Annotated in this window: 18 protein-coding genes; 12 read left to right on the plus strand and 6 right to left on the minus strand. The window is 41.7% G+C overall.

All coding sequences use genetic code 11. The features are described from left to right. Positions 1-20: 20 nt before the first annotated feature. Positions 21-848 carry an RMD1 family protein gene (locus F8R13_RS05790; protein WP_152832502.1) on the plus strand — a complete coding sequence of 276 codons (828 nt, stop codon included), beginning with the start codon at positions 21-23 and terminating at the stop codon, positions 846-848. A 548-nt stretch (positions 849-1,396) separates the two neighbouring features. On the opposite strand, the gene F8R13_RS05795 is transcribed toward F8R13_RS05790, so the two are convergent. From F8R13_RS05795 to F8R13_RS05805, 3 genes are all read right to left on the minus strand, one after another. Further along, complete coding sequence (locus F8R13_RS05795) at positions 1,397-1,936, minus strand: Spy/CpxP family protein refolding chaperone (RefSeq protein ID WP_152832504.1); 540 nt, start codon at positions 1,934-1,936, stop codon at positions 1,397-1,399. 299 nt (positions 1,937-2,235) lie between these two features. Then, positions 2,236-3,408, minus strand: coding sequence for a DUF3095 family protein (locus F8R13_RS05800; protein ID WP_152832506.1), 1,173 nt, complete (start codon positions 3,406-3,408; stop codon positions 2,236-2,238). A 16-nt stretch (positions 3,409-3,424) separates the two neighbouring features. Further along, positions 3,425-4,372, minus strand: coding sequence for a homoserine kinase (locus F8R13_RS05805; protein ID WP_371414909.1), 948 nt, complete (start codon positions 4,370-4,372; stop codon positions 3,425-3,427). Between the two features lie 75 nt (positions 4,373-4,447). Between F8R13_RS05805 and polA the strand changes: the two genes are divergently transcribed. The 3 genes from polA to F8R13_RS05820 all read left to right on the plus strand — a co-directional run bounded on the left by polA (position 4,448) and on the right by F8R13_RS05820 (position 9,509). After that, on the plus strand, positions 4,448-7,261 hold the full coding sequence (polA, locus tag F8R13_RS05810; protein WP_152832508.1) for a DNA polymerase I: 2,814 nt from the start codon (positions 4,448-4,450) through the stop codon (positions 7,259-7,261). A 136-nt stretch (positions 7,262-7,397) separates the two neighbouring features. Continuing rightward, positions 7,398-8,669 (plus strand): conjugal transfer protein TraF, encoded by a 1,272-nt coding sequence (gene traF / locus F8R13_RS05815; RefSeq protein WP_152832510.1) that lies wholly within the window; start codon positions 7,398-7,400, stop codon positions 8,667-8,669. A gap of 96 nt (positions 8,670-8,765) precedes the next feature. Next, entirely contained in the window at positions 8,766-9,509 is a 744-nt protein-coding gene (locus F8R13_RS05820) for a hypothetical protein (protein WP_152832512.1), read from the plus strand. 1 nt (position 9,510) lies between these two features. Here F8R13_RS05820 and F8R13_RS05825 read toward each other — a convergent pair whose 3' ends face one another. Both F8R13_RS05825 and yihA read right to left on the minus strand, forming a co-directional pair. Then, the gene (locus F8R13_RS05825) at positions 9,511-10,062 is read right to left on the minus strand and encodes a DUF924 family protein (RefSeq protein WP_152832514.1); all 552 of its coding nucleotides are present in this window, start codon (positions 10,060-10,062) and stop codon (positions 9,511-9,513) included. A gap of 7 nt (positions 10,063-10,069) precedes the next feature. Then, the gene (yihA, locus tag F8R13_RS05830) at positions 10,070-10,693 is read right to left on the minus strand and encodes a ribosome biogenesis GTP-binding protein YihA/YsxC (protein ID WP_152832516.1); all 624 of its coding nucleotides are present in this window, start codon (positions 10,691-10,693) and stop codon (positions 10,070-10,072) included. Positions 10,694-10,846: 153 nt separating this feature from the next. Here yihA and F8R13_RS05835 point away from each other — a divergent pair, with 153 nt between their 5' ends. The 5 genes from F8R13_RS05835 to F8R13_RS05855 all read left to right on the plus strand — a co-directional run bounded on the left by F8R13_RS05835 (position 10,847) and on the right by F8R13_RS05855 (position 16,803). Continuing rightward, positions 10,847-12,838 carry a cytochrome c biogenesis protein ResB gene (locus F8R13_RS05835; protein ID WP_152832519.1) on the plus strand — a complete coding sequence of 664 codons (1,992 nt, stop codon included), beginning with the start codon at positions 10,847-10,849 and terminating at the stop codon, positions 12,836-12,838. Between the two features lie 2 nt (positions 12,839-12,840). Continuing rightward, the gene (ccsB, locus tag F8R13_RS05840; protein WP_152832521.1) at positions 12,841-14,016 is read left to right on the plus strand and encodes a c-type cytochrome biogenesis protein CcsB; all 1,176 of its coding nucleotides are present in this window, start codon (positions 12,841-12,843) and stop codon (positions 14,014-14,016) included. Positions 14,017-14,031: 15 nt separating this feature from the next. Beyond that, positions 14,032-14,661 (plus strand): thiol:disulfide interchange protein DsbA/DsbL, encoded by a 630-nt coding sequence (locus F8R13_RS05845; RefSeq protein WP_152832523.1) that lies wholly within the window; start codon positions 14,032-14,034, stop codon positions 14,659-14,661. A gap of 137 nt (positions 14,662-14,798) precedes the next feature. Beyond that, complete coding sequence (locus F8R13_RS05850; protein WP_152832525.1) at positions 14,799-16,442, plus strand: acetolactate synthase large subunit; 1,644 nt, start codon at positions 14,799-14,801, stop codon at positions 16,440-16,442. 16 nt (positions 16,443-16,458) lie between these two features. Beyond that, positions 16,459-16,803 (plus strand): hypothetical protein, encoded by a 345-nt coding sequence (locus F8R13_RS05855; protein WP_152832528.1) that lies wholly within the window; start codon positions 16,459-16,461, stop codon positions 16,801-16,803. On the opposite strand, the gene F8R13_RS05860 is transcribed toward F8R13_RS05855, so the two are convergent. Further along, positions 16,800-17,366 carry a nitroreductase gene (locus F8R13_RS05860; protein WP_152832530.1) on the minus strand — a complete coding sequence of 189 codons (567 nt, stop codon included), beginning with the start codon at positions 17,364-17,366 and terminating at the stop codon, positions 16,800-16,802. The genes F8R13_RS05855 and F8R13_RS05860 overlap by 4 nt on opposite strands. Before the next feature lie 313 nt (positions 17,367-17,679). On the opposite strand from F8R13_RS05860, the gene F8R13_RS05865 reads away from it, so the two are divergent. From F8R13_RS05865 to F8R13_RS05875, 3 genes are read left to right on the plus strand one after another with little or no spacing between them, the layout of a single operon-like run. Beyond that, positions 17,680-18,594 (plus strand): hydrogen peroxide-inducible genes activator, encoded by a 915-nt coding sequence (locus F8R13_RS05865; RefSeq protein WP_152832532.1) that lies wholly within the window; start codon positions 17,680-17,682, stop codon positions 18,592-18,594. A 5-nt stretch (positions 18,595-18,599) separates the two neighbouring features. After that, complete coding sequence (locus F8R13_RS05870) at positions 18,600-19,322, plus strand: VacJ family lipoprotein (RefSeq protein WP_152832534.1); 723 nt, start codon at positions 18,600-18,602, stop codon at positions 19,320-19,322. A 54-nt stretch (positions 19,323-19,376) separates the two neighbouring features. Continuing rightward, complete coding sequence (locus F8R13_RS05875) at positions 19,377-20,435, plus strand: efflux RND transporter periplasmic adaptor subunit (RefSeq protein WP_152832536.1); 1,059 nt, start codon at positions 19,377-19,379, stop codon at positions 20,433-20,435. Positions 20,436-20,442: the final 7 nt, after the last annotated feature.

Below are 20,442 nucleotides of genomic sequence, written 5' to 3' on the forward strand. Positions count from 1 at the left end.
TATGACTTTACTAAGGAATCATGATGGACACCTCATCGCCCGCTTCTAAAATCGCTCAGATTAACTTGCTGTCTGTTTATCTTCCCGCTGATTTCAGCCACATGGAGGTGGCGGATAAGCTGAATATTCCTTTGAAAAAAGGGATTGAAGCCTCTTTCTACGCCGAGATTTCCGATATGGCGCCAAACCGCTTTCTGTTCTTTACCCAGTTTGATGTCATCACCTTCGTCAACTGGCCGAAGGAAGAGGTCAGCGAAGCGTTGAAGAAACTGGGTTTGACGCAATCCTATGAGCAAGTGACACTTTACCAAGACTACAACATCACCTTGAATACGGACGCGACAACGCCCTTTCACGTCGACAACAACAAAATCGAGTTGCGCGAATTGAGTCTTTGGCCGCTGATGATTGTCAGTTTGGTCATTGCACAAAGTGTGGGTCTGGAGAAGTTTGAAAAGGAAGTCGACCGCTTTTACAGCAAAGGTCGAAATATGGTTGAGTCCTCAACTTCTTTTAGCTGGATGAAACGCCACGAGTTTGCCGATTATGCGATTGAATTGAGTCTTTTACGCCATGATATGGTGCTGGATTTGATGTTGTTGGATAAACCCAATATCCTTTGGGACAATGAAGCCTATGAGCGGTTATACAACCGTTTGGCAGAGCTTTTGGATCTTCAGGAACGCTTTGAGGTGGTGAGCTACAAACTCAATACGCTGAAAGAAGACATCACAATGATGATCGACCTTTACCAACACAAACACAGCTCTTTCTTGGAGTGGATCATTATCCTGCTGATTCTCGTTGAGGTGTTCATAGGGTTTTGGGAAATATTTTTCAAACATTAGAACCGCGCGATACAACCGATTCAACCCACTCTATCATGACGCGAATTGGTATAAATTGTTTCTATATTGGCAAGCTTAACGGCAAAAAAGACTAGCAACTTCAACAACTTTAGGCTTATCATTGAAAACGGTGGTGTCAGAATCTCTGACATCAAATATCAATTAAGTCCATTTTTCACAACCATGTGGATAGCAATACCCACATTTCCACCATTGATTCCCGCCAAACCAAACCTGCTAAGGCTTTAGGGAATTTGTTTTTGAATATCCTTGGTAAAAAGGATGGAACATTTGTTCGAGAAAGCTGGAGATAGACCCATGGAAGATTTAATTGCATCTAGCGGAGCGATTATGCTGATTGCTCTGTGTGTTAGCCTCGCAGTCGCACTACGCGCTGCGTTTCCTCAATAAGAAGTCGTTAACAAGGAAAAGAAGCCCAGAAATTCTGGGCTTTTTTGTTTGTCATCAAAGCTCAAGATTGCTCAGACAATAAAAAACCAGCACAAGGCTGGTTTCAGATTTTGCTTCAACAATATGAAAAGCTGAAATTATGACGCCTTAGCGGCTGGTGCTGGCTTTGCCATCACTTTTTTTGGGTGATGAAAGTTATCCGCCAACATTTTGAACTGTTCTGGCGTCAATACAGAACGTACAAATGCGCGACATTTCAACTTACCATGCATGATGTTTGAACGTACTTTCAAAGACTCTTCACCAACTTTGATGATGTCTTTATCATCCTTGCCTGCAAGCGCCATATTGCGAGCTTCTGCTTCCAAATGCATGACTTTTTTAATCATGGCTTTCATGTTCGGCAAATTCTCTTTATGGAACTTAACCAATTTTTCATATTGCTCTTTGGTTAGCTTAAGCGGATTGCCGTGCTTGTAGCTTCTCATCAATTTTGGCATCAGGTTCGGCATAAAGTTCGCATGTAATAGTTCATGGTAAAAGCGTTTGCCGCTAGGCTTCTTCATTGGCTTTTCCATGGTTTTAGCAGGCGCAGTTGCTGGTTCTGCTGCTTGGGCAGACAGCGTAAACGCGCTTGTTGCAAAAACGAACAACACTAATTTCAAAAAACGTTTCATTAAAATTTCCCTCGTAAGGTAGAACAAGAAAAATCCAAAATATGACAAAACTTAAGTGCCGCCGATTACCTGCATGAAGTGATTGCCACTTCCTTCAAAATAATCAAAAGCTTTCACATCGGCTTATATCAGTTTTGGGTCAAATAGAGAAAAACCATGATAACTCACAACATGACTCCTCAAAAGGCGAGAACCATAAATTTTTCGCCATTAGATTATTCCTAAAAAATACTTTTGCAAAACTATTTTTGAAACGAGAATTAAAGTTCAATGGTTTAGACAGGATTACACAAAATAAATTAATGGACAGGCGCTTCTGACTCTAGTTTTATTTGGGTTTTGAGCTGTTTTGCCGCCATGGCATAACCACCGTCAGCAGCATCGACAAAATGAACATGATCAGTTCCGGTCTTTTCGATAAGACAGGTAATGACTGCGGCATTGGTTTGGTGGCAACCATAAAAGAGAATGCCCGCTTGGTATTGCTGTTCCAACCAGGACAATAGAGTCTGTAAATCGGACTGATTGCAGGACATCACCGTTTTGAAGTTGTCGTCAAGTTTTTGATAATCGGTATTTTCTACCAGATCGGCTTTGTAGTCACCCCATTCATATCCGCTGACTGCTTTGTTGGTTTTCATCCAATAAACGCCCACCAAGTTTTCCAACCGAATACGGATCGCCGTTTTCAAACGATACCAAAAATTATGATGGAAACTTTTCGTCAGCGTTTCAGCCTTGAGCTTGTCGGCACTGAAACTTAATGACAAATTATCCTGACTTAATGGATGGTGCTCGACTCTATCACCCAACAACTCATCAACTTTTTGGGTCAACTTCCGGTAGAGTGCCAAGGTGTCTTTGTTTTCGACGAGTCGAGACTTAACCAACAGGCTGAAAGTCACCTGTTTGGGACTTGGGATCTGGTTCCAACGACATTCAAAACCGGAAAAGTCGGCATCCGAAACGATATCTTCAGATAATTCATAACCAAGATGACTCTTGACCAAGCCATCTGCTTCATCCATGCCACCCCCCATAAAAAAATACTGGGTCAGATTTGGCGCACTTCGGTAACGACATAGATGTATTTTTTGCGTCAAAGCTTGATAAGGCACAATACCGACGCGAAGTTTTAAATCCAACCCGTCTGCCGCCAGTTCTTGGCAGCCGCGCAATGCGCGTCGGACTTTTTCAATCAACTCCGGTGGCACACAAAAACTGGCACCGTCGCCACCGAATACATAAGGAATTTTCTGAGGCTTAGTGGCATTCACCACTGCAGCGATGGTACTACCGCCAACGGCATTCACATCGCGATAACGACCTTGCTCGATGGCTTTGGTGGAGTCCACCACATCGGTGACGACCACATACCAATCTTTAGGTAGCTCAGTATAGGCGTCACAATTGAGGGTTTGTTCAAGTCGGGTGAAAAGAGGAATACTTTCCTCAAAATCCTTTAATGGCATACCGTTTGATACGCCATTACAATGGCGCTGCATGATTTTGATGATAGATCAGCACCGATTTGAAAACATTTGGATCCTTGATTTGCGTCATTTCACCTTCGCGAGGCATATGTTTGTCTTTCAACCTCGAAAGGAAAAAACGTAAAGCCGCTAAACGCAACGCGTAAGGCCAAGTCATCTTTTCCTGCCAAGTCAATTCACGTGTCTGTTGATAACTCGACAACATTGCGGCCACCTTGTCATCATCGTAAGTCAGATCGGGCAAACGACACCAATCATTGACCATGACAGCAAGGTCATAGAGTAATGAACCATTACAAGCGTAATATAAGTCAATAATCCCGGAAAGCTCATTACCGTCAAACAAGGCATTGTCACAGAATAGGTCGGCATGGATAACGCCTTGAGGTAATACTTCCCACTCATAATTAGAAAGTGTATTGATCTCTTCAGAAATCAGGGCAACTTCATCTTGAGGCAGGAGGGGTTGAATCAAGTCGAATGTGGTTTGCATCCAATCCAGATTCCGATCATTTTCACGGAAATCTTCAAAATCCTGTCCGGCAAGATGAAACTTCGCCATCTGCTCACCCATGACTTCACACTGCTTTAAGGTGGGTAACTCAACACCATCGCCTTTCAAGCGTTCTACCAGTGCCGCAGGTTTGCCTTGCAAAGACTTCAAATAGCCGTTGGACAGACTTTTTTCTGGATGCGCTGTAGGAATAGCGTGCTCAGCCATAAAAGCCATGATATTCAGGAAATAAGGCAATTCGTCAAAGGTATGATGTTCAAATACCGTTAAGACAAATTGCTGGAGCTGACCGTCTTTTTCGGTGTTGACAAAATAATTGGTATTCTCAATCCCGGCACTGATTCCCTCGTAAGAGGCTAAGGTTCCGACATTATAATCCGCTAGGAAAGCTTCCAGTTCTGCTTGTTCTATGACTGTATAGACCGACACACTCTAAATCCGGTTAATATAGGTTAAAATAATCATCGAATTTTACCATAACTCAATAAATCTCTAGGCAGTTTCATGACAGCAATGCAACTTGAATTCAATCCAAAAGCGCCCTTTATTCTCGTAGACGGTTCTTCTTATCTATTCCGCGCTTTTCACGCCATGCCACCTTTGACAAACTCCAAGGGTCATGCCACTGGTGCAATTTTCGGCGTCATCAATATGATCGGAAAATTGTTGGAGCAATATCAACCCGAACGCATTGCAGTGGTATTTGATGCCAAAGGCAAGAACTTCCGCCATGAAATGTACGAAGACTACAAGGCGCATCGTCCGCCAATGCCGGATGAACTGAGAATTCAAATAGAGCCGATTCACCAAATTATCAAGGCTTTGGGCATCCCTCTTTTGGTGATTGATGGGGTTGAAGCCGATGATGTCATGGGAACCCTCGCACACCAAGCCACCGAAGCAAAAATGGACGCTCTGCTATCAACGGGTGATAAAGACATGGCACAGTTGGTAAATGAACACATCACCCTTATCAACACCATGAACGATACCTTGATGACGCCAGAAAAGGTGCTGGAAAAGTTTCATGTGAAACCTGAGCAAATCATCGACTATCTTGCCTTGATGGGTGACAGTTCCGATAACATCCCTGGTATCCCGAAATGTGGCCCGAAAACCGCTGCGAAATGGTTGGAAGAATACGGCACCATTGAAAATTTGATTAACCATGCCGACGAAATCAAAGGAAAAATCGGGGAAAGCCTTCGAGATAATCTCGATCAATTAAAATTGTCACAACAGTTAACGACCATCCGCATTGATTGCGACCTGCCAATTCATCTAAGCAATATCAAACGCCAAACTCCAGATGTCCAAGCATTGGCAGAACTTTTTGCCGAATATGACCTGCGAAACTGGCAGGGACAAATCGCAAAAGGTCAGCTCCCATTCAGCAAGTTCACCGGACGAAAAGCGCATAGCGAAACTTTGGTTAGTGAACATAACGGCCAACACCACTCGAATCCAACCCAACCTGCGGTATCTGAAAACTTTGAAATCGCGCCTTATGTAACGATTTTGGATGAAACCACTTTTGAGGAGTGGCTGACAAAACTTAAAGAAGCGGATTGTTTTGCCGTAGACACTGAAACCACCTCTTTGGACACCATGACTGCTCAAATTGTAGGCATCAGTTTTGCCTACGAATCGTCAGGCAAGATTCACGCTGCTTATCTGCCCTTAAATCATGACTATGAAGGCGCGCCTAATCAGCTGGATTTCGAACAAACACTTGCGCGACTCAAACCTATTTTAGAAGGTGAGCAGTGGCAAAAAGTAGGACAAAACCTCAAATATGATTGGCATGTGTTTATGAATCATGGCATCGAGCTGAAAGGAATTGCCTACGACACCATGCTGGAATCCTATTGCCTGAACAGCGTGGCTACGCGCCATAATATGGATGATTTGGCTTTGAAATACTTAAATCATAGCACCATCCATTTCGAAGACATTGCTGGTAAAGGCAAAAACCAACTGACATTCAACCAAATCCCATTAGAACAAGCCTCACCTTATGCAGCGGAAGATGCCGATATTACCCTACGACTGCATTTTGCGCTTTGGCCGCAACTGAAAAACGATGAAGGCCCATGCCGCGTTTTCAGCGACATAGAAATGCCTTTATTGACGGTCTTGGCAAAAACCGAACGAAATGGTGTTCTCATTGATAAGCAAATGCTGGCCGATCAGTCTTATGAAATCGGCGAAAAACTGATTGAACTTGAGCAACAGGCGCACTTGATCGCAGGCACACCGTTCAACCTGAACTCTTCCAAACAATTACAAGAAGTACTGTTTGATAGGCTAAATCTCCCGGTTTTGAAAAAGACCCCTAAAGGCCAACCCTCAACCGCAGAACCGGTTTTGGTACAACTGGCAGATGAAGGTCATGAATTACCGACCTTGATTTTGGAATACCGCAGCCTGGCAAAACTGAAATCGACCTACACGGATAGCCTTCCAAAACAAATCAACGAAAAAACGGGACGCGTTCATACGTCTTATCAACAAGCAGTGGCATCAACCGGACGTCTGTCTTCAACCGAACCCAACCTGCAAAACATCCCTATTCGTAATGCTGAAGGCCGCCGTATTCGCCAGGCATTCATCGCACGCTCAGGCTACAAGATCATGGCAGCTGACTATTCTCAAATCGAATTGCGTATTATGGCTCACCTGTCAGGCGATGCAAGTTTACTGAAGGCCTTTGCCGAAGGAAAAGATATTCACCAGGCAACTGCCGCAGAAATTTTCGGTATGCCACTCGAAGAAGTCACCAGCGAACAGCGTCGTAGCGCCAAAGCCGTCAATTTCGGTTTAATTTACGGTATGTCGGCATTCGGGCTGGCAAAACAATTGAACATCCCGAGAAATCTGGCACAGGAATATATCAATCTTTACTTCAGTCGTTACCCAGGGGTGCAAGCCTATATGGATAGCACTCAGGCGAATGCCCGTGAAAAAGGCTATGTTGAAACCCTGCTTGGGCGCCGTCTGTACTTACCGGATATCAACGCCAAAAATGGTCAGCTTCGCCAATATGCCGAAAGAACTGCAATCAACGCGCCGATGCAGGGCACCGCTGCCGACATTATCAAACGCGCGATGATTGAGATTCAAAAATGGCTGGATACTTCTGATTTGGATATCCAAATGTTGATGCAAGTGCACGATGAATTGGTTTTTGAAGTTGCCGAAAAGGATATGGACGCCGCCAAGCACGAAATCAAACGCATTATGGAAAACGCTTTGACCCTTGATGTGCCTCTGATTGTTGAAATTGGTCAAGGCAATAATTGGGACGAAGCACATTAAGCTTATCTAAAAGCGACAATTTTGTTAAAAAAATAGATAAAAATCAAGATAAAAGCCTTTGTAGAGGCTTTTATCTTATTGAAAGATATCTATAATTAGAAATCAATATGCGAATGATCTTAGGAGGAGAATCAACATGAAAAAACAAGCTTTATTAGGCGGGATTCTGGTCGCCATTGCTAGCAACTCTCAAGCTGCGCCAAGTTCATACGGTCCAATCGGCCCGAACATTGTCTATGGCGATGCTTCAAACTCTAATACTATTTATAGCCCTTTAGCGAACCCTGCCTATAATGCACTTAACAAAAGTGATACGGAAGGATACCGTTTTGGTTTGGGAATCAATGCGCAAACAGCTTTAGAACTTAAGGGGTTGGAAGGCTCTTCTGACAATTATGACAATAATATCAAACCTTATCTGAACTCGAACAATCCGGCTGATGCTAATACCCTTGCAACAAACCTAAACAGCTTTTTTGATAAATACAATGCCGGTAAAGTATCCAACATCAGTTCTGTAACCGTTCCTTTATTAATAAAGTCTGGTGTTTGGTCTGGAGGCATTTCTTTGGACTATAGTTATACTGCGGCTTCAGAAGCGACTTTTATCAAGAAAGGTACCATCACCACTGCGGCTACAGGTACTGACGTCTCAATTAATTCAGGTGCGGCAGCTTTAGGCATTAACTACAAATCACTAAGCGAATTTGCATTAGGCTACGGTACAAACATTTTCAAAAACAATGACAGTGCGCTTTCTGTTGGTGTAACAGCCCGATACTTAAGCATGCTCTCCAACACAAAAGCGATTGACTTTAAAACCTTCGTAGATGACAACCTAGGTTCAAAAGATAAGAACGTCAATGATTACATCAGCGACATGAATTCTGGTTCTTCTGAATCTGCTATTACCGCCGATGTCGGTATTAACTGGATTCATGAAAACTATTCTATCGGGTTAGTAGGGATGAATTTGACTTCACCTAAGTTCAAAATACACAACCTTTCTACAGCAGCATCAAGTACCGACTTCGCCAGCTTTATCAAATCTGAATTCAAGCTGAAACCACAATACCGCGTGACAGGTCAAATCAATACTGCCAGCCGTCACTGGACCATTGCCGGTTCTTATGACCTAGTCAAAGCCAATGATTTAAATGATCATGACACGCAATGGTGGAGCGCAAGCGCAAGCTATGCGACCAATTCTGCATGGTACATCCCAGATGTTCGTGTAGGTGTGCGCGGCAATTTGGTCGGTAACAAATACACTTATACTGGTGTTGGTCTAACTTTCGGCTTCTTGAATCTTGATGTAGCAACCACCACAATGGATATCAGTGGTGTTTCAGACAAACAAAAAGATGCTGGAGCAATGGCTTCTGTCGGTGTTGAATTCGACTTCTAAGTCTTAACCTTTCATTTAATGCTTAATTTTACCCCTCTCAATGAGGGGTTTTTTATATAGAATGAAAGTGCTCATTCTCAATGTGAGGTAAATATCATGCATTCTTCTACACGCTCAATCGTCATACCCACTTCTTTGCTACTTTTATTTTCCTTAAACGCTTTTGCGGGCAAAAACAATATTGATTACTTAAACTTCAGCTCCCAAAGTCAATTTAAAGATTTCTCATCAGACCTTTCTGGCGCGCTAGGCTATAAAACACTAAGACCAGCAGAACCTCTTGGTTTAACAGGTTTTGATATAGGTATTTCCGCAAATGTCTCGCAACTCAAACATAAACAAATGGGGGCTGTTTCTAATAACGCAAGCAGTTCAATGGATGGTGTCACACTCCACTTAGCGAAAGGAATGCCGCTTGGATTGGATATTGGCGTTGACTACACCACCTTTCCCAACAGCAATCTTTCTACTTGGAGCACCAATCTAAATTGGGCAATCTTGGAAGGCAGTACGGTCTCTCCTGCACTGGGAATTAATGGACATTACACCCAATCAAATGGCATCAGTGCATTGGATTATAAAAGCTATGGGTTGGACTTTGGCGTCTCGAAAGGTCTAGCAAACTTAACGCCCTATGCATCGGTAGGCATGATTCAGAGTGAAGTGAATCCAAGAGAAAACAACCGAGTCAGTGGCGTAACTTTGAAAAAAGTAAACTCTACTTTGGCTAAATTAGCCGTTGGCGTTAATATCAACTTGGCTTTTATGGATGTTCTGGTGGCCTACAACCAAATTGGAGATGTTCCGACTTATAGCATTAAAGCTGGCTATCGTTTCTAGCCTAACCTTTGAATGCCTCATCTGAAGCAAGATAAGTCTCTTCTTCAGCAGTACTCAGTCGACCTAATATTGCATTGCGATGTGGAAACCGCCCAAAACGCTCGACAATCTTTTGATGGTGTTGAGCAAATTGAAGGTTTTCCATTAGTCCGTAATGTTTAAACAACTCAACTGACTTCTGTTGATCATGCAAGTTTTCACTATGCATCAAAGGAATCAATAAAAATGCTAAGCGAGACTTCGGCAGTTGTTCTGCATACCCCTTTTCTAGGGCAAGATAAGTTGCTTTAACGGCTTGTTGTTCGGTTTGGAAACTTTCGGGCAGCCCTCGAAACATATTCAAAGGCATTTGATCGAGTAAAATGATAAGCGCCAACGCAGATTCGGCATCGTCAAGCCAACCATCTAGCAAACCTTGTTGCGCCTTTTGCCATAAGTCTTGATACCTTTCGCGAATTTCAGCATCCAGTTCCGGTGTGGAATTAAACCACAAGGGTCTGACATTATCCGAAAACCAAAAGTCTAAAATGCCTTTTGCTTCTTTATCTTGCATGGGCTTTTCAATCCGTTTGCTTTGGTGGTCTCTCGTATTCCATCCATTCATCAAGCTTTTGCCAAGCAACATCAACACCTTGACGCTTTAAAGAAGAAAACAGTTGTGCCGTTGCATGAGGATAGGATTCCTTTAAAAGTTTCTTCAGCTTCAATAGATTTGCCTGCGCCGGTCCCTTCTTCAATTTATCTGATTTAGTCAATAAAACATGAACAGGTAAGCCTAAATCCAATGTCCAATCCAACATGACCATATCAATTTCCGTCGGTGGCAGACGAACATCCATCAGCAAAATCATACCGCGTAAACATTCACGTCGCTCTACATAAGCTGAAAGCCCTGCTTCCCAAGCCTGTTTTACATTGATATTCACTTTGGCATAGCCATACCCCGGCAAATCAACCAAACGATGGTCTTCATCACACTCAAAAAAGTTGATCATCTGTGTGCGGCCAGGCGTTTTACTGGTTCTTGCAAGGGACTTCTGTGAAGTTAGCACGTTCAGCGCGCTGGATTTTCCGGCATTAGAACGCCCGGCAAAAGCGACTTCATACCCCTCGTCTTCAGGACAATGGCTTAAGTCAGGTGCAGATTTGAGGTAATGCGCTTTTTGATATAGAGGATGTTGCATAATAATTTGTGTGATCGAATTGACGAAATTCCGCTTATTTTATAGGGTTTTAACGAGTGTTGATAGGGATAAAGTCCTTAATACTTTATCAATAATAACAATCGGTTTATACTTTACAATCTTTTGTCTAATGAAATCCGAAAATCAGTAAAAATGTCAGAAAAAAACATCGTTACATCTAAAAAGCCTAGCCTATTCATCCAATTCCTAGGGTCTATGAACCTTGCTGTGACGCTGTTGGTCATGCTGGCGATCGCCTCTGTTATCGGTACTGTTCTCAAACAAAACGAAGCGTTTCAAAATTATATTATTAAGTTTGGACCCTTTTGGACCCACGTATTCGATACACTCGGTCTCTTCCACGTATATGGTGCCGCTTGGTTTATTTTAGTATTGCTTTTCCTTCTAACATCGACGGCAACCTGTCTGGTACGCAACTCGCCAAGCTTTATCAAAGACATGAAGCATTACAGCGAAACCATGTCAATCAACGCTTACAAACACCAGCCTTACTCTGAAACCTATGCGGTTGAAGGCTTTGATGAAGCATTGGCGAAGCAAACCTTAGAAGAAAACGGTTATAAAACCAAAGTACACCATAGTGAAAATGGTAACGTCACGGTTGCCGGTATGAAGGGTCGTTGGAGCCGTCTAGGTTATATCTTCACCCATGTATCCATTATCGTGATTTGCGTCGGCGCACTGTTTGACAGTGATTTGTTATTAAAATACCGACAATTAACTGGGCAACTTGCGCCGGAAACCCGCTCTATACCTTTGAGTGAAATCCCTCAGAAATCCTGGTTATCGCCAAACAATTTTTCTTTCCGTGGAACAGTCAATGTTGCTGAAGGTCAAAGTACCGATGTGCTTTTCTTACCTTATGGACAAGGATTCTTGGTACAAAAACTACCTTTCTCTATCCATGTTAAGCAATTCCGTATCCGCTACTACGACACGGGAATGCCAAAATCCTTTGAGTCAGATGTTGTTCTGACAGCACCAGACTTGAAAAAACCTATCGTTAAGACTATTAAGGTGAACCATCCGCTGGTTTACAAAAACTATTCAATCTATCAATCATCTTTCGGTGATGGTGGAACCAAACTGAAACTGGCGATTCATCCGCTTTTGTCTCCATATCCAAATGCGCTGGATATCGACACCGCGGTGAACCAAGTTGAACCCTTGAAAACCCCTATTGGTACTTTCAAAGCCGAATTCAACGATTTCAAGATGTTCAATATCGTGCCTGCAACGAAAGAAGAGCAAGAAAAAACCGGCAAAAAAATGCATAACAACGGACCTACCATCATCTTTAAGGTTCGTAACGACCAAGGAATTGCCTGGGAATATGAAAACTACATGCAACCTAATCTACAGGATGGTCGCTGGTTCTTCATGACGGGTATGCGTACCGAACCCTCAGCACCATATCGTTATCTGTTCATCCCTGCCGATGAAAAGCGAAGCAAAGATCGTTTCTTCAAATTCTTGGCTTTATTGAACAACCCAGTACAAATCCATCAATATTTGAAAGATGCGATTCCAAAATCAAAGAATTTAGACGAAAAAACCTACAATCTACAACTTAAATTGTTGCAGCAATTGATGGTATTGTTCCGAGACAAAGGCTTCAGAGGTATTGATTTATTCGTTCAGAAAAAAGTACCTCAAAACGAACAGAAAAAGGTCAAAGACTATTACTTAAGTCAAACCAGCTTCGCTTTACAGATGCTTTATCTTGAATTTATGGAAAAGTCATTCCCGGACAAACACATTACTGGGAATAACTTGTCGGACTTCGACAAACAATGGTTTGAAGATGCATTAAATGCCATCAACAGCTTACCGAGCTATGGGCCGCCAATGTATTTTGAAGTAAAATCCTTCAAGCAAATCAATGCAACCGGATTACAAATCACCAAATCCCCTGGAAAAGATGTCGTTTTTTTAGGCAGTGGAATGCTTATAATTGGGGTATTCATCCTATTCTATGTTCGTCAGAAACGCGTTTGGCTGGCTTACTCTAAACAAGAAAACGCACTCACGATTGCCGGCAAGGACCGAAAAGACTTTCCGGAAACGAAAATTGAATTTGACCAACTCGTAGAGATTGTCAAAACTAACTTGAAGGTATCATAATCATGAACACTCTCAACTCGACAATTGAAACAAACTATGAAAATAAGAACCATTTGATTAGAGAAATCATCTGGGCAGCTCTCGTCGCTATCGGAAGTTTCATGGCATGGCAGGAATTTAATGCCTTGATGGGGCTTTACGAAGACGCCATTCTGGTCGGGACCACTATAGGTCTGATCATGTTGGGACGCTTTTGGCCGAGCATCAGAACCTTGTCTTATTTCATTACCGCTTTAACGCTTTTGGCCTTATGGTCCTACAGCATCCACCATAACCAAATCAGTGCAAACGAACATGCTTTCTTCCTACGCTTCTTGGTCTCCAGCCAATCGGCATTTATGTGGATGAGTGCTTTGTATGTCATGGCGATGGCAACCTACTTCTTTGCATTGTTCAATAAATCTGAATTTACCGGTAAGGTGGCTTCTACCTTGGCTTGGTCGGGTGTGGCATTCGGCTTGGTCGGGATGTTGGTTCGCTGGCGTGAATCTTACCTAATCAACCCTGACTATGGTCATATCCCGGTCAGTAGTTTGTATGAAGTATTTATCCTGTTTACGGTCATCACAACCCTGCTGTACCTTTACTACGAACAAAAATTGAAAACCCGTGCTATGGGTGGTTTCGTGATGTTAGTGGTGAGTGCTGCGGTTGCCTTTATTCTTTGGTATACCTTTGATCGTCATGCTTACGTGATCCAACCTCTGGTACCTGCTCTGAAAAGTTACTGGATGAAAATACACGTTCCTGCTAACTTCATCGGTTACGGAAGCTTCTCTATTGCAGCAATGGTCGGTTTTGCTTATTTGTTAACGGATTCTGCACTTAAGAGAAACCCAAACAGTGAATTCGCAGCCAGAATGCCTGCATTGGAAAAAATGGATGACTTGATGTACAAAGCCATTTCTCTTGGCTTCGGTTTCTTCACCATTGCGACTATCCTAGGGGCTCTATGGGCCGCCGAAGCTTGGGGTGGTTACTGGTCTTGGGACCCTAAAGAAACTTGGGCATTGATTGTTTGGTTAAACTATGCGGCTTGGTTACATATCCGTATGTCTAAAGGCTGGCGTGGACGTCCAATGGCTTACTGGGCATTGATTGGTCTTTTGGTAACGACTTTCGCATTCCTTGGTGTGAATATGTTCTTATCAGGACTACACTCATACGGTGAACTTTAATAGATTCATAACACTATGCTAAGAAGAGATTTTTTAACTACTTTATTGGGTGCTTCTGCACTGGGATTAAGTTCTCAGGCGTGGAGCGCTCAACCATCAAAATTTCTGGAAGGCATCAACTACCAGAAACTGCCTAAACCCGTTTCTATTGATCCTTATAAGAAAAAAGTCGTCGAAGTTTTCTTCTATGGCTGCCCGCATTGTTATCACCTTGAACCAAGCTTGAATCAATGGCTGAAAACAAAGCCTAAAGACGTTCATTTTGAACGCATGCCAGCTGTTTTGGATAATCCAAACTGGGTATTTATGGCGCGTGTTTTTTATACGGCTAAGGCATTAGGCATCTTAGATAAATTCCACGAAGCTTATTTTGATGCCATTCAACGTGACGGAAAACGTATCTTCGATATTGAAACCCTTGCCAACTACTGCGAGCAATTCGGTGTCAAGCACAACGACTATGTTCAGATGTTCAAGAGTTTTAAAGTCGATCAAATGGTTCAAAAAGCCAGAATACTCACCAAAGAATATGGTGTCGACGGCGTACCGGCAGTTATCGTCAACGGTAAATTCCGTACAGATGTGCCAATGGCAGAAGGTAAACCCCAGCTTTGGCAATTGGTTAACGAACTCACCCAAAAATAACATCAAAACAATTTTCTTTTTTGAGAACGGCGCTTGCGCCGTTTTTTATCGCCTTTTAAATCCATTGGTTTATAATCAAAAATAATGAAAATCTGCCAGGTTGGGTAGAAGTTAACAATGGATAAAAAGGACTTCTAATGAAAGCATCGCAACTCTTTGTTCAATGTCTGGAAAATGAAGGCGTCGAATATATCTTCGGCATCCCAGGCGAAGAAAACATGGAGATCATGGATGCTTTGGTTGATTCCAAAATCAAATTCATCACCTGCCGCCATGAACAAGGCGCTGCTTTTATGGCAGACGTCTATGGTCGTTTGACCGGGAAGGCAGGTGTTTGTCTTTCCACGCTAGGTCCGGGTGCCACCAACTTGGTCACAGGGGTTGCGGATGCCAATATGGATAACTCCCCTGTTGTTGCCATTGCCGGACAAGCCGCCACGACGCGCATGCATAAAGAATCTCATCAGGTTTTGGATTTGGTAAGTATGTTCAAACCCATTTCCAAATATGCCATTCAAATTCTTGAACCGGAAACCATTCCAGAAGTCATGCGAAAAGCTTTTAAATTGGCTCAGGCAGAAAAACCAGGCGCTTCGTTTATAGACTTTCCGGAAAACATCAGTGAAATGGAAGTGGAGGAATTGCCTTTACCGGTTATTCAATCCAAATTAACACTGGCAGATTCAGAATTGATTGCACAGGCGGCAGACATTATCCAAGCTGCCAAAAAACCTTTGATTTTGGTTGGTAACGGCGCGGTCAGAGCCAAAGCATCAGAAAGCCTTTATGCTTTCTCAACCCATTACAATATTCCAATCATTAATACTTTCATGGCAAAAGGCGTGGTTCCACATTACAAGAATCCACTTTCCATGGGAACAACAGGATTACAGAAAGGCGATTACAACAATGGTGGGTTTGCCGAAGCGGATTTGGTGATTTGTGTCGGCTTCGATATGGTGGAATACCACCCTCACCTGTGGAATCCAAACCGCAAACATAAAATTATTCATATCGATACTCGTTCTGCTGAGGTGGATTACAGTTACATCCCTCATGTTGAATTGGTCGGTAATATTGCATTTAATTTGGATGCCTTAAGACAAGCCTTACCTGAACAACCGAAAACCCCAATTCAATTCCCATTGAGACAATCTCTATTTGATGAAATGGAACGTGTTTCTCAAAGCCAGGATTGGCCAATGAAGCCACAAAAAATCATTTGGGATCTCAGAACCGCAATGGGTAAAAAAGATATCGCTATTAGTGATGTCGGCGCTCACAAAATGTGGATGGCACGTATGTTCCGTTGCGAGTTACCAAACACCTGTATTATTTCAAACGGCTTTGCCAGTATGGGGATTGCCGTTCCCGGAGCTGTGGGCGCAAAACTCGCCTTTCCAGATAGAGCCGTTGTCGCCGTCACCGGTGACGCAGGTTTCATGATGAATTCACAGGAAATTGAAACTGCATTGCGCAGTGAAACCCCTTTTGTGATCCTTATCTGGAATGACAATCAGTATGGGTTAATTAATTGGAAGCAAAAACGCCGTTATGGACGCCCTGCTTACATAGATTTCAAAAACCCTGACTTCGTTAAGTATGCCGAAGCTTTTGGTGCTACGGGCATCAGAATTAACGCTGCTGATGAATTACTACCTGCATTGAAAACCGCTTTAACTTCAAATACAGTCACCGTTATTGATTGCCCAGTCGATTACTCAGAAAACGATCGTCTGACGGAATTGCTTGGAAGCGTTATCTCTGAAATTGAAAATTAAAAAATAGGATGATTCCATGATCTACGTTAAGAGAGATGAAAAAAATCAAATTATCGATATCTGCTTTGATCAAAAGCCAGATTATGTGAAATCATCTATTTTCAATGAAGAAGTAAAAAACTTTATCCAAAAAACAGATAATCAAGAAACCGTCAAACGCATCATGTACGACCTGGATTTAGACATGGTTCGTATCACAGAAGACGTTATCGATGTATTAATCAAAAAAGAAATACTATTGTTTACAGACTTCCCTGAAGCCGTTCAAAATAAACTACTTTTCAAACGCTTCCTGAGACAATCTCTAAGCCAAAATGGTTTAAGTTATTCAGACGACGACGAATCCATCCAATTCAATTAATCGTAGTGTTTAATCACTTCTGAGACCGCTTTGCGTTGAGATTCGCCTACTGCTAACGGATAACCCATATATAAAGCGGCAATCAACTCTTGAGAGTTACTGTCCAATCCTAAAATTGAAAAGGTTTCAGGATCTTTTAGAATCGGTCCTGAACTCCATTGCACGCCAATTCCTTGTTCCCAAGCAGATAACTGAAAATTTTGTATGGCACAACTGCAGGCAGCGTAATCTTCTTTACAGACAACCGGATCTTCCACCAGATTTTGAACTACCAAAACCAACTGTGGAATCGCCAAAAACTTCTTGATTGAACTTTCAAAAGACAAACGATAAGCTTCTGAACCTTCTTCATGGTTTTTCGATGCACGATTTCTCGCATAAATTTCAGCTAAACGATTTTGAGTTTGATGACCAAGAACCAAAAACTGCCAAGGTTCCGTCAGTTTGTGATTTGGCGCATAAACAGCAGCTTCAATAAAGGATTCAACCAAATCCAATGAAACAGGTTTATCTTCAAACTGATAAACCGTACGACGATTTTTTATCAATTGGGCTAGTGACATAATTATAAGTGTAATAATTTAATTTAATTATTATAAGCGCGATAATAATATAATCCTTAAAAACTCAGGCAGTGAAAAACTTTTGTAAAACCTGTTATAAGTTGTGAATAAAATTTGAATAACTGAAAGATCCAAAATTTATCCACAAATAAATCACACCTCATCAAGTGGATACCATTAAAATTAAACAAGAAATATCCACACTATAAATCATTGAAAACAATCTGATTTGTAGAGTTATGCACCAAATAGTGCTTCACTAATAACAACAAAAAAAAGAAAAAAAGAATATATATATCTTTCTTTAAATAATATGACATTAACCGAACTTAAATATTGCGTTGAATTAGCCAAGACCAGACATTTCAGAAAAGCGTCTGAAAACTGCTATGTCAGTCAACCAACCCTAAGCGTTGCCATTAAGAAGTTAGAAGAAGAATTGAATGTCACCCTTTTTGAAAGAAGAAAGAATGACGTTATTCTGACGCCAATTGGTAAGCAAGTTATTGAAATTGCTGAAAACATATTGAAGCAATCGCAAATGATTCAACAGATTGCGAAGGATGAATTCTCTGAAGTTTCTGAAGTGAACATCGGTGCTATCTATACGATTGGCCCTTATTTACTCCCCAGTGTTATCAAACAACTTAACCAACATGCGCCTCAAGTTCGTTTAACGGTAGAAGAAAACTACACTCATGAATTAGCGAAAAAATTGCAATCGGGAGAATTGGATATCATCTTGGTAGCCGAACCTTTCGATGATAAGAATATTGAAAAAATAACCCTCTATGAAGAGCCATTCGTTGCAGCATTGCCGGTTCATCACAAAATGGCAATAGAATCAGAAATCGATTTAAAAAAAATTGAAGAAGATGTGGTTTTTTTATTGGGCGCCGGACATTGCTTTAGAGATCAAGTGCTTGAAGCCTACCCTAATTTAAACCACTCCGGTTATCAAAGCCATCCATTACAAAAAACATTGGAAGGCAGTTCATTAGAAACCATTCGCTACATGGTGGCTTCAGGAGCTGGATTAACCATTTTGCCCTGCACTGCAGCTCAAGAAAACAATAATGAATTATTGATTTATAAGCCACTTACTGCCCCTACTCCCAAAAGAACGGTTATTATGGCTTGGCGAAAAAGTTTTCCTAGAACGAAATTACTCAAACTCTTCCAGGAACTTTTGTTGTCGATTCAGTTACCTTGCACGACCAAAAATTGATATTTATGAAGACATTATTTTTGAGTTTATTACTGTTATTTTCGGTATCGGCTTTTGCTGATCCCGGTTCACCGATGAATGACAAAGATCCTTATGAATCCTATAACCGTGCCGTATTTGCTTTTAACATGGCATTTAATGATGCTGTCGGTATGCCGGTTGCGAATGCCTATCAGAATTATGTTCCATCTCCGGCACGAAAAGGCATCAGTAACTTTTTTCAAAATTTGAAAGAGCCGCTAAATGTGGTTAATGCTTTATTCCAGGGTAAACCAAAAGAAGCGCTCAGCAGTTTTATGAGATTCAGTATTAACAGTACTTTGGGGTTTGCCGGATTATTGGATATCGCAACTCCTGCCAAACTAAAATATCAACAAGAAGACTTAGGTCAAACCCTTTATAAATGGGGTTTTTGGGATAAATCTTCTTTTATCATGGTGCCGATTTTGGGCTCTTATACCACGCGTGAATTGGTTGGTGGATCAATTGATTCGGTTTATAACCCAACTTACCCTTATGTCATTCAGACAGATTTATCGGGTAGAGCACTACTGTTTGTCGGCAGTAAGTTTGTCGATTACACCAAAGTTGTGAATCTAACAGGCGAAATGAAAAGTCAGCCGGACCCTTATATTTTTATGAGAGAGTCTTACATGCAATATCGAACCAATTTGATTTATGACGGAAATCCGCCGCAACCAAAGCTGGATGATTTTGATTTTAATTAGATAAAATCGTATAAATACGCATAATAAACAATAAAAACCTTCGGAGATGTATTCATGAATTTGCGTTTAATTTTTATTATGCTGACGGTAGCTTTTGGCGTAGCTGCCTGTAGTAGTGATTCCGAAGAAACGACGAAGGAAATTATCAGACCTGTTAAATATATTGAGGTTTCCGCGCCGAATAGCACAGGAGTAAGAGAGTTTCCTGGAACCTTACAAGCCAAAGATCGTGTTGATTTATCTTTTCAAGTGTCTGGAAAATTGACTAAATTACCGATTAAAGAAGGGCAACATCTTAAGAAAGGTGAGTTAATTGGTGCTTTGGATCCTCGAGATTTTCAAGCCAAATATGATTCTGCAGTTGCCGGTTTCAAAAATGCCAACGCCAATTATTTGAGAGGCAAAAGGCTCATTTCCAAAGAGTACATTTCACAATCTGATTTAGATAAACTTCAAGCACAAAAAGATCAAGCCGATGCCAATGTTCGTTTGGCCAAAAAGGCATTGGAAGACACTAAACTCTTAGCCCCCTTTTCAGGAACGGTTGCCAAACAATACGTTAGAAACTTTACCGATATACAAGCGAAACAATCTATTATCAGCTTACAAAATAATGATGATTTAGAAATCGTTGTGTCTGTTCCAGAGCAAATCATTGCGCAGAAAAAACATTCAGATGGACTAAAAATAGATGCGGTTATTTCGACTATACCGGATAAGAAATTTCCGTTAAAGGTCAATGAATTTGCGACAGAAGCCGACTCAGTCACCCGTACTTATAAAATTACTTTGGGAATTATCGATAAGGAAGGATTCAATCTCTTTCCAGGCATGACGGCGACAGTAGAGCTATCAGGTCCGACATTGTCAGGTGCAATATTATTACCGATTGATGCTGTATTCGCGGATCCTGAAGGCAGTCATCAACAATATGTTTGGGTGATTGATAAAGACAATAAAGTTCATAAAAAACCAGTGGAAATCGGTGAATTAAAAGGCAGTTCTATTGAAGTTCTTAAGGGGATTACGGAAAAAGAGAAAATTGTCGTTGCCGGTGTGCATTACCTCACGGAAGGCCAACAGGTAAAACTACTTCTACCTCAGCAGCAGTGAGGTGCGC

Origin of the sequence: Hydrogenovibrio sp. JE_KL2 (genome assembly GCF_009296185.1) — a bacterium.
Classification (GTDB): Bacteria; Pseudomonadota; Gammaproteobacteria; order Thiomicrospirales; family Thiomicrospiraceae; genus Hydrogenovibrio.